The 15,062-nt window shown below is 41.8% G+C and carries 11 protein-coding genes; all 11 read left to right on the top strand.

Features of this window, described 5'->3' with window-relative positions; genetic code table 11:
* Positions 1-65 precede the first annotated feature (65 nt).
* The 11 genes from AAC026_RS07430 (at position 66) to AAC026_RS07380 (ending at position 15,049) form a co-directional block, all read left to right on the top strand.
* The gene (locus tag AAC026_RS07430) at positions 66-1,160 is read left to right on the top strand and encodes an AI-2E family transporter (RefSeq protein WP_339696533.1); all 1,095 of its coding nucleotides are present in this window, start codon (positions 66-68) and stop codon (positions 1,158-1,160) included.
* A 93-nt stretch (positions 1,161-1,253) separates the two neighbouring features.
* Entirely contained in the window at positions 1,254-1,832 is a 579-nt protein-coding gene (locus AAC026_RS07425) for a helix-turn-helix transcriptional regulator (RefSeq protein ID WP_339696530.1), read from the top strand.
* 85 nt (positions 1,833-1,917) lie between these two features.
* On the top strand, positions 1,918-2,484 hold the full coding sequence (locus AAC026_RS07420) for a helix-turn-helix domain-containing protein (RefSeq protein ID WP_339696527.1): 567 nt from the start codon (positions 1,918-1,920) through the stop codon (positions 2,482-2,484).
* Between the two features lie 367 nt (positions 2,485-2,851).
* Entirely contained in the window at positions 2,852-4,330 is a 1,479-nt protein-coding gene (locus AAC026_RS07415; protein WP_339696524.1) for a hypothetical protein, read from the top strand.
* A gap of 92 nt (positions 4,331-4,422) precedes the next feature.
* Entirely contained in the window at positions 4,423-6,675 is a 2,253-nt protein-coding gene (locus AAC026_RS07410; protein ID WP_339696521.1) for a heavy metal translocating P-type ATPase, read from the top strand.
* 86 nt (positions 6,676-6,761) lie between these two features.
* Positions 6,762-8,177, top strand: a complete 1,416-nt coding sequence (locus AAC026_RS07405; RefSeq protein ID WP_339696518.1) for an MFS transporter — start codon at positions 6,762-6,764, stop codon at positions 8,175-8,177.
* A 152-nt stretch (positions 8,178-8,329) separates the two neighbouring features.
* Positions 8,330-9,379 (top strand): efflux RND transporter periplasmic adaptor subunit, encoded by a 1,050-nt coding sequence (locus tag AAC026_RS07400; protein ID WP_339696515.1) that lies wholly within the window; start codon positions 8,330-8,332, stop codon positions 9,377-9,379.
* 17 nt (positions 9,380-9,396) lie between these two features.
* Positions 9,397-12,516 carry an efflux RND transporter permease subunit gene (locus tag AAC026_RS07395; protein WP_339696512.1) on the top strand — a complete coding sequence of 1,040 codons (3,120 nt, stop codon included), beginning with the start codon at positions 9,397-9,399 and terminating at the stop codon, positions 12,514-12,516.
* The gene (locus AAC026_RS07390) at positions 12,500-13,843 is read left to right on the top strand and encodes a TolC family protein (protein ID WP_339696509.1); all 1,344 of its coding nucleotides are present in this window, start codon (positions 12,500-12,502) and stop codon (positions 13,841-13,843) included. Before AAC026_RS07395 ends, AAC026_RS07390 begins: the two co-directional genes overlap by 17 nt.
* Positions 13,844-14,500, top strand: coding sequence for an adenylate/guanylate cyclase domain-containing protein (locus tag AAC026_RS07385; RefSeq protein WP_339696506.1), 657 nt, complete (start codon positions 13,844-13,846; stop codon positions 14,498-14,500).
* Between the two features lie 342 nt (positions 14,501-14,842).
* Positions 14,843-15,049: a heavy-metal-associated domain-containing protein gene (locus AAC026_RS07380; RefSeq protein WP_339696503.1), complete on the top strand. Its 207-nt coding sequence runs from the start codon at positions 14,843-14,845 to the stop codon at positions 15,047-15,049.
* Positions 15,050-15,062 lie beyond the last annotated feature (13 nt).

Here is a 15,062-nt window from a genome sequence, read left to right as displayed (position 1 = left end):
GCGCGGCAAACTCGTATGTGAGTTGAACATTTAAGTGCCTAAAATAAGGAGAGCAAAAAATAAAGATGCAAGACAATCCATTAAAAGATTTAAAGACAACAAATACCCTGTTGTTGATCATTGTAATTCCGTTGGTATTCTACCTGCTGAAGCTGCTTTCATTTATATTCATTCCGCTCATTTTCTCAATGTTTATCGCCTTGTTGTTCCTACCACTCATGCGTTGGTTCAACAAGAAAAATCTACCTAAAACCATCAGCATCTTAATTATCATCTTGATTATAGCAGGTGTGTTTAAAGTAGGAATTGAGTTAATACAGCTTTCAAGCAGAGAAATACTATCCGCAGAAAATGACTTTTTTCAGAAGGCAGAATCGAAAATCATTTCTATGATTATGTCGATTGAAGAACTTTTTGGGGTTACACTTTTACAGGGAGAAAACCTTTTGGGTGGTATTATTGGAAAAGATAGTTCTTTCAAAAATGTAGGCACTATTCTCGGTTTTGTTCAGAATACGGTTTCAATGACGCTAATGACAGCCTTCTTTGCCATTCTTTGGTTGGCCGAATCTGTCAATTTTCAAAAGCTCTTGAGCAGCACTATTCTGAAAAAAGAATTTGCCTCAGTAAAGACTTTCATGAAAATTGAGAAAGACCTCATCACCTTCATTAAGGTAAAGTTTATGGTAAGCCTTTTTACTGGCATAGGCATAAGCTTGGCCTGCGTTTTCTTTGGCGTGAGCTTCCCCATTTTCTGGGGCCTCTTTGCCTTTGTAATCAACTTCGTGCAAATGATTGGCTCATTTGTATCGGTAATACTTCTGGCCGTATTCGCCTTTGTCGAAATGGATGCCAGTAGCACCTTGTTCTTCTTTATTCTAAGCATTACGGGTGTTCAAGCACTTTTTGGAGGTGTATTAGAGCCCGTGTTTATGGGGAAATCCTTCTCAATCAATATCATTACCATTTTAGTAATGCTTATGCTTTGGGGTTATATCTGGGGTGTTCCTGGGCTTATCATGTCCATACCGCTTACCGTATTCTTTAAAATCATTTTAGAGCAATTCCCAAGGACCAAAGTAGTTGCCGACTTGATCTCAGGCCCAAAGAAAAAACCTCCAAGACTCCCCAGACGCCTTAGGAAAGAAAATAGCATTTAGGTTTCTATTATTAGGCTTTTCTTAGGAAGGCGATTACGAATAGAGGTTAAAAACCGCTATCGGGAATATAATTTTTTCTAACTAATTTTAGTTATGCAAACCTTATATATCAAAAACATGGTCTGCAACCGGTGCATCATGGTTGTCAAAGAAGAGATAGAAAAATTGGGGCTTCACCCTGAAAAAGTAGTGTTAGGAGAAGTGCTCTTGAAGGAAGAATCGCTAAACAGTGATCAATTAAAAGCACTTGATGCCTCGCTAGTTGCCGCAGGCTTTGAACGCATCGATGATCGCAAGAGCAGACTTATGGAGTCGATCAAAAATATCGTCATCCAGAAAATCCATCACGATGCAGACAGTGAACAAAAATACAATTGGTCCACCATTCTATCGGAGGCGCTTCATTACGAATACAATTACCTCAGCAATCTTTTTTCATCGGTTGAAGGAATAACCCTAGAGCAATACATCATTCGACAGAAAATTGAAAGGGTCAAGGAATTGCTATTCTATGATGAGCTTACCCTTAGCCAAATTGCCAATCGAATGGGATTCAGCAGTGTGGCCCATCTGTCTGGCTTGTTCAAAAGAACAACCGGCTTCACACCTTCCGAATTGAAGAAATCGAGAATGTTGGAACAGAACAGAAAGCCTATCGACTCTATTTCTTAAGAAGATGTAACTCTTACCCTATAAAGTGTAACACTGTTTATTCTGGAATTTTGGTGCTTTGCTTCCGTATCAACTGAGCATAAGCATGGAACAGTTTACTGAAGTTTCAATAAAAGGAATGGTTTGTAATCGTTGCAAGTCCGTTATCACCAATGGAATTACAGCATTGGGCTTTAATGTAAAAAAAGTAGAACTGGGAAAAGTAGTTCTAGCCTCCACTCTTCAGGAAACTGATTTATTACGAATTAATAACTTTCTTCTGCAAAAAGGATTTGAATTGCTTACAGATAAGAAAGAAAAGCTAGTCCAGCTAACAAAGGAAATTATTGAAGAAATATTTGATGAAGACCGGAAGTATGACATTAAAGTCAAATATTCCACCCTTTTGGCAGAGCGCTTGCACCTGAACTATGATTCTATAAGCGAAGTCTTTAGCAAGTCGGAAGGAATCACTATCGAAAAATTTATGATTAATAGGAGACTTGAAAAGGTAAAAGAATTACTTGCCTACACAGATATGTCCCTTACACAAATCGCTTATCAGACAGGCTTCAATAGCATCAACCACCTTTCTCGCCAATTCAAAGAACTGACTGGTCTACCTCCCTCCCATTTTAAATCGATTGGGAGTTCCAAGAAAAGCCTTCTTTAACGCAATCCATTATATCTGTACAATAGGAAGCCGTCAACAATTTTACAGGGAACGATTACCTGAGTAAATCTGCGCTTTTTTTCGGTTATCGAACACCAAATTTTCGACAAAGTAAGATACCCAGTAGCTCTACATATGTTCAATGCACTTCCTTTTTCATTAAAGGATCAAGCGCACCAAGTATTCGGTAGTTCATGGCACATATCCCATCTCTTTATTTCCTACATGCTCCTATTTGACCTTAAGTCCATAGTCAGTGTCCCAAAACAGAAATGTTACGCACATGGAAATTCTGTAAATGGAAACGGTATAAATGCAAAACAGGGAATTGAAATCATCCGTGTTATTGCAAAATAAATTTACACACATGAAAAAATCACATCGTTATTTTATTCCGTTTCTAATGTTCAGTCTAATTCTGACCAGCTGTAACGAAGATGATATGGATCCCGTTACTGACCCCGTCATAGTTCAGTTTTCCACCGTGGAAACATCCTTTGCTGAAAATGCGGAGAGCCAATCTATCGCAATTTCGTTTTCTAAGCCTGCAAACGATGATGGAACAATTTCCCTTTCCATTGATGGTGGCACTAGTGAGAATTACACAACTGTACCAGCTTCCATGAATGGGCTAATTTCACTCCCTGTTGCGAAAGGGGCTAGCACAGCAACAATCCAACTTGTTCCAGTAGATAATTCAGTTGTGAATGAATCTATCACGCTTACCATTAAGCTCAAAACAGTTACAACAGGTTTTGAGATTGGAACACAAAATGAATTTAAAGCCATTATTACCGATGATGAATCGCCTGAATCCGTAGTCAGCGAGGCGAATTTTATTTCACAAAATGCTACGTTAATCGAAACCAATGAAACAGGGCTAGAACTTCAAATCCATTTCTCCAAACCGCTAGTTCAGGAAGGACAGGTAATAATCAGCTACCAATCTATTAAAGCCACAGAGCAGCATTTCAGAACTGAACCTGCATTGGAAAATGGAAAGCTCACCCTGTATGCAGCACTGAATTCAAGCACAGTAAGCTTCAAAGTTTTCCCAATCAATAATTCAATTATCACAGGTGAATTGGAAGTAATGTTTAGGGTTGACAATACCAGTGGGTCAATAACTAAGGGAACGAACCTAATGGAATCTGTTAAAATTTCAGATGATGAGTTAACTGGTAAACCAAAAGGGTATCAAACTGAAGGAGGGTCTTGGGGTCTGAAGGAGACCATTGAGTACAACGAACGCGGTGACATCTACAAAGTACTTATTGAAAAATCAACACCTGCATACAGTGCACATACAGAAACATACTACTACGATGCACAACATCGGATTGAACGAATCAGTCAATACGAAAATATTGATGTGTTGTATACTTGGCATAACAATGAAATTTCCAAATCAGAAGAAGTAAACAATGGTATAGTAACTAAGTACACTCTTTACGATTACGACAATTATGGTAACGTATCTGGGACAGCAAATTACTCCCGAAAGGACAATAGTGATTACCGTTTAGACTTCACCATTTTATACCTCTACTTCTTGGACGGGAATCTCTACAAAAAAATGATGTATACTCCCCAGAATGGAGAAGATGTGTTGGTGAAAACAGAAACTTTTGAACACTATACAGATGGAGAGAACCCATTCCCGATGGTAAAAATACTTCCCAACAAGAACGCACAGAAAAAGTTACCCCTTAGCTACCAGCTAGAAGAAGGTGGGGCAAATCTGTCTTATACATTTTCTTATGAGTTCCGTACAGATGGCCTCGCAGAGAAACGCATCGCAAGTGGAGGAAATGTATCCGAAACGGCCTTATATTTCTACTATTAGTAAATCCTATAAAACACACCTGTCAAAGTACAAATCCAAGTGTAAGTCTCAGTAGTATACTTGTCATAGTAAGAATCAGAAAAATTAATGACATGACTTCGAATACTAAGATGCCTTTATCAAAGGAAAATGATGATATGAAAAGCGATAGTTTCCCTGTGCTCGAAATGACCTGTGCGGCCTGTGCAGTAAGCGTGGAGTCCATGCTTAAAACAGCAACAGGTGTAAGCGATGCCAGAGTGAACTTCGCCAACCAAACCGCTTGGGTAACCTATGATCAACAGATCACCAAACCCCAGGCGCTTCAATCTGTTGTACGCTCCATTGGCTACGACCTTGTTGTCGATGCCGAAGACCCACAAGCCGTTCTTGAAGAATCGCAACGTAAACATTATGAGGAAGTAAAACACAGAACCATCTGGTCTTCAGTGTTGGCGTTACCCGTGGTTATTATTGGAATGTTCTTTATGGATATGCCCTATGGCAATTATATCTCCATGGCGCTTTCCGCTCCTGTGATATTTTATTTAGGAAGAAACTTCTTTGTCAATGCATTCAAGCAGGCCCGCTTTGGCAAAGCCAACATGGATACCTTGGTCGCACTGTCTACCGGAATTGCCTTTCTTTTCAGTGCTTTCAATACCTTCTTCCCCGAATTTTGGCATGCAAGAGGAGTTCACCCCCATGTATACTATGAAGCAGCTGCGGTAGTGATCGCCTTTATTTCATTGGGTAAATTATTGGAGGAAAAAGCAAAATCAAATACTTCCTCCGCTATAAAAAAGTTAATGGGCCTTCAACCCAAAACGGTAAAGGTTATCATCGATGGAGACGAGCAAGAGTTACCGATTGGTGCTGTTCAAGTGGGCCATTTAATTCAGGTTCGTCCTGGAGAAAAAATACCTGTTGATGGATTTGTGAAATCAGGTGGATCCTATGTTGATGAGAGCATGATTAGCGGAGAACCTGTGGCGGTGGAAAAAGTAGCCGGGGAAAAAGTATTTGCAGGCACCATCAATCAAAAAGGAAGTTTTCAGTTTGAAGCACAAAAAGTAGGTGGCGACACCCTTTTAGCCCAGATCATTAAAATGGTACACCAAGCCCAGGGCAGCAAAGCCCCCGTGCAGAAGCTGGTCGATAAAATAGCTGGAATATTTGTACCCGTAGTCATTGGAATCGCCATTCTCACCTTCATTACCTGGATGATCTTAGGAGGTGACAATGCATTCACTCATGCCTTACTCACCTCCGTCACTGTGTTGGTCATTGCATGCCCTTGTGCGCTTGGGCTTGCCACGCCAACCGCCATTATGGTAGGCGTTGGCAAGGGTGCCGAAAACAACATTCTTATCAAAGATGCGGAAAGCCTAGAGCTGGCCCATAAAGTCAATGCAATAGTTTTGGACAAAACAGGAACAATCACTGAAGGCAAACCTGTAGTGACTGATCTAATCTGGGAAGTGAGTAAAAATAACGATCTACTGAGCGCTGTACTTTACACCATTGAATCACAGTCTGAACACCCACTGGCGGATGCTGTAGTAGCAAAACTAAAGCATCAACTCAACACAAATGTTTCGCTCGAACAGTTTGAAAGTATTACGGGAAGAGGCGTTCGTGCTACAATAAATGGTGTTCGGTATTTTGTTGGAAACCGAAGATTATTAGAAGAAAATGGAATAAAAATCGACAAGGATGTAGCGTCAAAAACGACAGGCTTACAAGCGGAAGCTAAGACCGTAGTGTACTTCACCAATGCTACTGAAATATTGGCTGTAGTGGCCATCGCTGATAAAATTAAAGCCACATCTAAAGCAGCGATCGAGCGCTTGCAGCAAGATGGCATTGCGGTCCATATGTTGACAGGTGATAACCAGCAAACAGCCAGTGCCGTAGCGAAAGCAGTAGGCATTGAGCATTATCAATCGGAAGTATTGCCGAGCGATAAAGCGGAATTTGTCAAGATGCTGCAAGCCGAAGGTAAAATTGTTGCCATGGTAGGCGATGGCATTAATGATTCACATGCCTTGGCACAAGCCGATGTTAGTATCGCCATGGGGAAAGGGTCTGACATTGCCATGGATGTTGCCAAAATGACCTTGATCACATCGGACCTACAATCAATTCCCAAAGCACTTAGCCTTTCATCGAAAACCGTGATGGGCATTCGTCAGAATTTATTCTGGGCCTTCATTTACAACATCATTGGTATTCCATTGGCTGCTGGAATTTTGTATCCCATTAACGGATTTTTATTGGATCCAATGATCGCTGGAGCGGCCATGGCATTGAGTTCAGTGAGCGTTGTAGGGAACAGCCTACGCCTAAAAACAGCCAAAATTTAAACGCTGAAAAAGCAAAAAATAATGACCTCCTAAACAGGTGGTACAGGACAACTCATTTCAAAAATCAAAATTTAACAACTAAGACAATGTCAACAATTACAAACAACTCAGTCAGTCTTCACGAGAAGCGATGGATGGCGCTGACTGTATTATGTGCGGCCCAGTTCATGGTGATTATGGATACCTCCATAATCGGGGTCGCTTTGCCCGCCATTCAAAGCGCCCTAAATTACACACCTTCTGAATTACAATGGATTTTCAATGCCTATGTAATCGTTCTTGGTGGGGTACTTCTTTTGGGAGGTAAGTTATCAGACCTCTATAGACCAAAAAACATTTTCATGTGGGGTTTTGGTATTCTTACAGCAGCCTCACTTCTAACAGGCTTGGCTTGGTCTGAAATGTCGATGAATGCGGGACGTGCCTTACAAGGTTTGGGTGCCGCATTAATTGCACCATCGGCACTTACATTACTGATGACTATTTTTACAGACCCAAAAGAATTAGGTAAAGCATTTGGGTTTTGGGGAGCTTCTGCCGCAGCCGGTGGCTCTGCTGGTGTTTTCTTAGGGGGTGTATTAACTGAATATGTATCTTGGCGATGGACTTTTTTCATCAACATACCGCTTGCTCTTGTTGTGATGGTGGCTGGTGCCTCATTGCTCGTGGCAGGAAATCGTCAAAAGGGCAAAATTGATTATCTAGGCGCATTATTAGTAACCGCTGCAACAATGGTGTTGGTCTATGCGCTTGTGATGGTAGATAAAAATGCTTGGACCTCACCCACTACTTTAGGGCTCCTTGGAATCTCGTTATTGCTCTTCATCGTCTTTATCGTACTTCAGCGCAAATTAAAATCTCCATTGCTCCCACTTTCCATATTTAAAGTCCCGAACCTTTCTGTTGGAAATATTGTGATGGCTTTGATGGCAGGTGCCTGGATTCCGCTGTGGTTTTATCTGAACCTTTATTTACAACAAACACTCGGCTACTCTGCTTTTTACTCTGGATTGGCCTTACTGCCAATGACCATCACCATAATGGTGCTTATGGTAGGGCTTACAGGTAAACTCATTGCCAAATTTGGCTATAAGCTCACGCTAATCACGGGTTTGGTAGCCCTAACCGCTTCTTTGATTTGGTTTTCATTTGTCCCTGTCTTAGGTAATTTTCTAACACATGTGCTTGGCGCTTCTTTGCTTGGGGCTATTGGAATGTCGTTGGCGTATATACCAGGAACAATGGCCGCCATGTCTGGCGCGAAACCGGAAGAAGCAGGATTGGCATCGGGGCTGGTAAGCACAACCTATCAAGTGGGTTCTGCTATTGGGTTGGCCATCGCAGTAGCGATCGCCATTGCTACTACCAACGGATTTGCCTCTGGAGCTTCTGCATCTACCGAAGCACTTAACGCTGGGTTTCAATCTGCATTTAGAGCAGCCGCGGTTATTAGTGGACTTGGAGTTGTAATTGCCTTCCTCGGAATCAAGCAATTCAAATAGACTGACCTGACTCTTTCTAAAATCAAATTAATGTCCGGCTCCCTCCGGACATTTTTTTTTGCTGTAAACTTTATAAACCCCATCAGTTTAAATACAAATCAACACAACATGGCATGTCGTTCAACCCAAGAAAAAAACCAAATGCTATGAATATGAAAAAACTAAGTACGTACCTAAGTCTTCTGGTATTGAGTATGGCATTAGTCGCCTGCACAACGCAAGTCGCTGAAGTTGATCAACCAAGTACAACTGAAGCTATGAAGCTGCCAGTTGATGTAAAAGTGGTGAGAAATCTACCCATCATTCAGGAAGAGACTGTGGCTGGCTCCATTTTAGCCACAAGGGAAGTCACCATCATGAGTGAAGTTTCAAGAAAGGTAACTGGAATTCATTTCCAAGACGGTCAGGTGGTTAAAAAAGGCCAATTACTTTACAAACTTGATGATGCTGAAGTCCTTGCACGCATGAAGCAAGTAGACGCTGAACTATCGTTGGCAAAACTAAATGAGTCCCGTTTGGCGGAATTGCTTTTGAATGAATCCGTTCGCCAAGAGGAATATGATGTAGCCTATGCAAAGCTACATTCTCTACTAGCCGCTGAAGAGTTGTTAAGCGCAGAGCATGCAAAAACCTCTATCCAGGCACCTTTCAGCGGTGTGATTGGCATCACAAAAGCAGAGGTTGGCTCATTGGTGAGCCCGGGCACGCCATTGGTTAACCTTCAAGAACAAGGGCAGGTCAAAATTACATTTGAGGTATCCGAAAAATACATCACCAAAGTAAAAAACGGAACCAAAGTTTCTTTCATCACTACTACAGAAAACGAGAAACAAACAGCTTATGTGATTGCCACTGAACCTGGAATTAATGCCTTGAGCAGAAGCATTACAGTACATGCCATTGCGGATAATAAGAGCGGAACATTGAGAGCAGGAATGTCCGCGCAGGTTTACTTCTCAACAATTGAGGAAGGCACGAAGGGAATTAGGCTTCCCACTGAGTCTTTAATTCCTAGTGCGCAAGGATACAGTGTCTTTGTGGTAAAAAATGGAGTTGCCAAAATTTCTCCGGTCTCCATTGGAAACCGTACCGAGTCGGATGCTTTGATCACCTCTGGTTTAGTGGATGGCGATACGGTCATGATATCTAACATTCTACGCACTGGTGAAGGCACTCCGGTTCAAGTAGTCACCTCAAAATAAACTTAAAAGACAAGACGATGAGTTTACCATCAATAAGTATAAAAAGACCTGTGTTGGCCGGAGTGTTTTCTGCACTGATCGTGATCATGGGTTTTGTGGGCTGGAAATATCTCGGTGTACGAGAATTCCCATTGACAGAACCACCCGTAATTTCAGCCATCACATTTTATCCTGGCGCTAGTCCAGATGTGATCGCTTCCAAAATTACCAAGCCATTAGAAGAAGCCATTGCAGAAGCCAGCGGTGTGAGGACTATCTCCTCTGAATCGAGAGAACAAGTGAGTATTATCTCCATTGAGTTCAATCGTGATATTGATTTGGAAGATGCACTGAATGACGTTCGCGATAAAGTTTCTAAATCGAAAAATCAGCTCCCTGCTGATGTTGACCCTCCTATTGTTGAGAAAGCAAGTTCACCTGATAACTTGGTGGCCTTTCTTGAAGTAGAGAGCGATACACGTGACATCAAAGAAGTAAGTCACCTGGCGTCCACTGTGATTAAAGAGCGCGTGCAATCTATCCCAGGCATTCAGCGCGTGAGTATTGTTGGCGAACACAAATATGCCATGCGATTGCGCTTTGATCCCATCAAACTTGCAGCCTTTCAATTGACCCCTGAAGATATCCGGATGGCATTACACCGTGAAAATATGGATTTACCCTCTGGAAGAATTGAAGGAACAAGCAATGAGTTGAGTGTGCGTACGCTCGGAAGGCTAACTACTGCCGAAGAGTTCAACAACATGATTATTAAGCAAACCGGCTCAACGGTCGTTCAATTAAAAGATATTGGCTATGCGGAGTTGGGTGAAGTCAATGAGCGCAATGCGATTATCAACGGTACCGAAAAAGCAGATCGTGTAGGAGTTGGGGTTGCAATTCAGATTCAACGTGGGGCAAATGCAATTCAGGTTGTAGATGAGTTTTACAAACGCTTAGACCAACTTCGCAGAGATATTCCTTCTGAGTACCGGTTGATTGTGGGCTTTGATTTCACCAAGCCTGTTCGTGAATCCATCAAAGAGGTGGAAGAAACACTGTTCATTGCCTTTGGCTTAGTCGTAGTGATCATCTTTTTATTTCTCCGCGATTGGCGTTCGACCATTATCCCTGTGCTCGCCATTCCTGTTTCTATTTTATCGGCATTCTTCATCATGTATTTATGGGGATTCTCCATTAACGTGTTAACGCTATTAGGATTGGTACTGGCCATCGGGCTTGTAGTCGATGATGCAATTGTGGTGTTGGAGAATATTTACAAGAAAGTAGAAGAAGGCATGACCCCAGTTCAAGCGGCCTTTGCCGGGTCAAAGGAAATTTACTTTGCAGTGATTTCAACCACCATAACTCTTGCAGCCGTGTTTTTGCCTATTATTTTCATGGGTGGCATCAGTGGTCAATTGTTTAAAGAGTTTGCCATCGTGGTATCAGGATCTGTATTGGTCTCGGCATTTGTAGCCCTTACCCTTTCCCCGATGCTCAGTGCTTATCTGTTAAAAAAGCAGGACAAACCTAATTGGTTGTATCGTGTAACCGAACCCATGTTTGTTGGATTAAATAAGGGATACGCCAACCTGTTAAACTCCTTTATGAAATACCGCTGGCTTGCCTGGGTCTTCCTGATTGCATCAGGCGGTTTAATATTCCATGTAGGAAAAAAACTTCCTTCCGAATTAGCGCCCGTTGAAGATCGCTCCAATATGATGTTGATCGCCATTGCGCCAGAGGGAGTTTCCTATGATTTCATGAAGAAGAATATGGAAGAAGTTGGTCACTATGTAAATGACAATACCGATGGTCTTTATCAAACCTATTCTATGGTTGCCATTTCATTTATTCCTGCTCCAGCACCCGTCAATGTTGCTGTACAAAGCATTTACCTGAAAGACCCCAAGGAAAGAAAGATGAGCGCCCAAGAGTTGTATTATCAATATGGTGCTGCGTCTAGTCAATTCAGAAATATATTACTGTTCCCTTATATGCCTCCTACCATAGGCACACGGTATGGTGGTGGTCAGCCGGTACAATATGTATTGCAAGGCCCCAGTCTTGATAGCGTAGCCAATGTATTGCCCAAGTTTTTGGCAGCCGCAAGACAGAGCAACAAGTTGATGTTTGTCGATAGCGATCTAAAAATCAACAAGCCCGAATTGATGATTAATATTAATAGGGAAAAGGCTGCTTTGATGGGGGTTTCCATTCAAGAGGTAGCCCGTGCTTTACAGCTTTCTCTTTCTGGACAGCGCTATGGATACTTTCTCAAAGATGATAGACAGTATGAAGTAATTGGTCAGGTTGAGCGTATCAATCGAAATGACATTGGTGATTTACGGGCCATTCATGTACGTGCTGCACATGGCAAAATGATTTCGTTAGATAACCTAGTGACCATAGAAGAAGGCATCAGTCCAGCAGCCATTTACCGCTATGACCAATTTACCTCCGCCACTGTTTCTGCTGGTCTTGCTCCAGGGGTAAGTCTGGATGAAGGGATCAAAGAAATGGAACGGATTAAGCATGAAGTATTGGGTGAAAGTTTTAAAAGCACCTTGGCAGGTCAGTCTCGTGATTTCGTTGAAAGCCAAGGCAATATCTTATTCACACTTATGCTGGCCTTGCTTCTTATCTACATGATTCTTGCGGCCCAATTTGAAAGCTTACGTGATCCCTTAATCATTATGCTCACTGTGCCTATGGCAGTTACGGGCGCCTTGATCAGCCTCGACTGGTTTGACCAAAGCTTAAATGTATTTAGTCAGATTGGAATCATCACATTGGTAGGTTTGATCACCAAAAATGGAATTCTGATTGTGGAGTTTGCCAACCACTTAAAAGATACGGGGCTTTCAAAATTTCAAGCCGCTAAGCTGGCTGCTGAGCAACGGTTCCGCCCAATCTTGATGACCAGTTTAGCGATGATTTTTGGTGCACTCCCAATTGCACTCACCAACAATAGCCGTCAATCATTGGGTATCGTGATCGCAGGCGGATTAATCTTCGCAGGAATTCTTACCCTCTTTATAATTCCAGCTGTGTATTCGTACCTATCGTCTTCGAAACGCAAAAAGGAAGTAGAAGAAATTGTGCAAGCAGATATAGAAACAGCAAACGAACTTCTTTATGAAAACCAACTTTAACATATATATCATCGGGCTTTTCATGACCTCTTTGTCAGGTGCAATGAACGCCCAAACCAATATTTCTCTTGTGGAAGCCCTTGGGCTTGCCAAGGAAAATAATAAGTCATTACAGGTTCAGAAATTTTCTGAATCTGTTGCGGGTGAACGAACCCGTGAGCTAAAAGGTGCGATGTTACCCTCCATTGGTGTACAGGGAAATTATTCGAATTACTTTGACCGTCAGGTGATTTTTATGCCAGGAGCTTTCGCTGGCAACGACACCGCGCCTGTTGTCGATGTGGCTGTTGGTGGAAAAAACACCTTCAATACAATGCTTACATTTCAACAGCCAATTCTTTCGGAAGTAGCAAGAAACCAGCTAAAATCTGCCCAGCTAAATGAAGCCGTGCAATTGCAAACAACGAAAGAATTGGAAGCGCAATTAGTTATGGAGGTCTCGGTTCGTTATTACACGATTTTACTGATCGATGAAAACATACAACTGAATCGACAAAGCTTAGAACGTAACCTTCGCTCATTGCAGGATTCACGTTCACTATTCAGCCAAGGCAAGGCCTTGAAGGTGGACACCTTAAGTAATTTCATTGCTGTCGAAAATTTAAAAACCAGCACTTCTTATCTTCAAAGTCAGCATGCAGTAGCCTTGTTGAACTTGAAGCAGCTGATTGGTGTATCTGATGCTCAATTAATAACGCTTACTGATAAGCTTCAACTTGATACTTCGGCCAACTACTTTTCAGCAATTGATGAACTGCATGGCGGGATGATTGAGAATCGTCCTGATATTCAGCGTCAAAAACTAGTTACGGCATTAAGTAGAAGCCTTGTAAAACAAGCAGAAGCACAACGGTTGCCAGTACTCTCTTTAGTTGGTGCATACCAATTACAGGCGCAGGCTGACAATCTTAAACTTGGTTCTTATAAGTGGCCAAGCACTTCTTATTTAGGATTACAGGCCGCTGTCCCCATCTTTTCGGGGAACCGAATCAATTCCCAAATTCGTCAAACATCGCTCAATGTCAAGCAATCAGAAATCAAGTTGATGGATGAAACTGAGAAAGCGAAAGTGGAAATCGTTTCAATTCAAAGCAGATTAATGGAGGCCATGCGAAGACTTGACGCTCAGGAACGAACCGTAGATGCGGCACAACAAAATTTCAAAATCACCAATGATCGCTACAGAAATGGATTAAGTTCTCGATTGGAATTGAGTGATGCTGAAATTGCCTTGAGCGAAGCCAAGTTGAATTTTACGCGTACTGTATACGATATCAACATCACCAAACTGCAATTGGACAAAGCCCTAGGCATACTTACTTTTTAAATGGAGAAAGACCTTGCTATTTTGATCGCAGATTTAACAGGATACACCGCCATGACAGAAGTGCATGGTGGTGATTCTGCTTCAAAGATTGTTGACCGATATATTCAGTTGGTCGAATCTTCGCTGATGGGGGAAAGCTACCTTGCAGAGCGAATTGGAGACCAAGTTGTGGTCTGTTCAACGGTAGTTGACGATCTTGCTGCCACCGCACTCCAATTAAATGAGCTCACGAAGAAAGAGAATTTATTTCTACCGATTCATGCGGGAATCCATTATGGTAAAATAGTCGAAAAAGAGGGTCGCTTTTTTGGCTCAACAATTAATATTGCCGCCCGGATTGCTGCAACAGCAAAAGCGGGAGAAGTACGCTGCTCTGAATCTTTTGCATGGCAGCTCAAAAACACCAATGCTTATCAACTTATCGATTTGGGGCACTTTGAATTCAAGAACTTCTCATCTAAGGTCAAGGTTTTTAGGTTACTCAGCCCGGCTCCAAACGAACAAGATCAAATGAGAGACCCTATTTGTCAAATGCTGATTGTGACACCTGAAGAAGCACTAAGATACAAGCATCAGGATAAGGCCTTTTATTTTTGTAGTGATCACTGTTTATCAATTTTCAAGCAAGCCAACCCTCCCCAGCGCGGGGTGCTGTAAATAATGTAATTCAATCCTGTTATTGCGCAAGAGCCAGAGGCAGACACTCCACTATCTTTGATCTATCAATTGAGTCATTCAACAACGAGATCGATGAAAAAATCAATAGTACTCCTTATTGGTAATGTAGTAGCCACAGCTTGCCTAGCAACTGTTCTTATCTGATCTAAGATTGAGTTGGTATAAATCACCTCAACTCAACCAGTTCAGAAAGGGCCTAGAGTAGGTTAAAACAACAATTATATAAGTAATCTCGGGAATTATGCAAAGCCAAAAGCCCTCATCTTCGTTAATTGAGTGAAAAGAAAAATCATTTAATAAAATCAAAAAAGTAGTAAAAAAATGGAAAGTTTAAAATTCAAAACAACAATAAAGTGTTCAGGTTGCGTGGCCAATGTTACTCCATTTCTTGACGAAGCAGTGGGCAAAAACAATTGGGAAGTAGACATCGACAACCCCTCAAAAACGCTTACGGTAAAGGGACAGGTGGATGCTTCAAAAATCAAGATCGCAGTGGAAAACGCTGGTTATAAAGCGGATCAAGTGTAATACGCAGTAAAAT

Source organism: uncultured Roseivirga sp., from assembly GCF_963973945.1.
GTDB lineage: Bacteria > Bacteroidota > Bacteroidia > Cytophagales > Cyclobacteriaceae > Roseivirga.
This window is presented reverse-complemented; position numbering and strand designations above follow the sequence as displayed.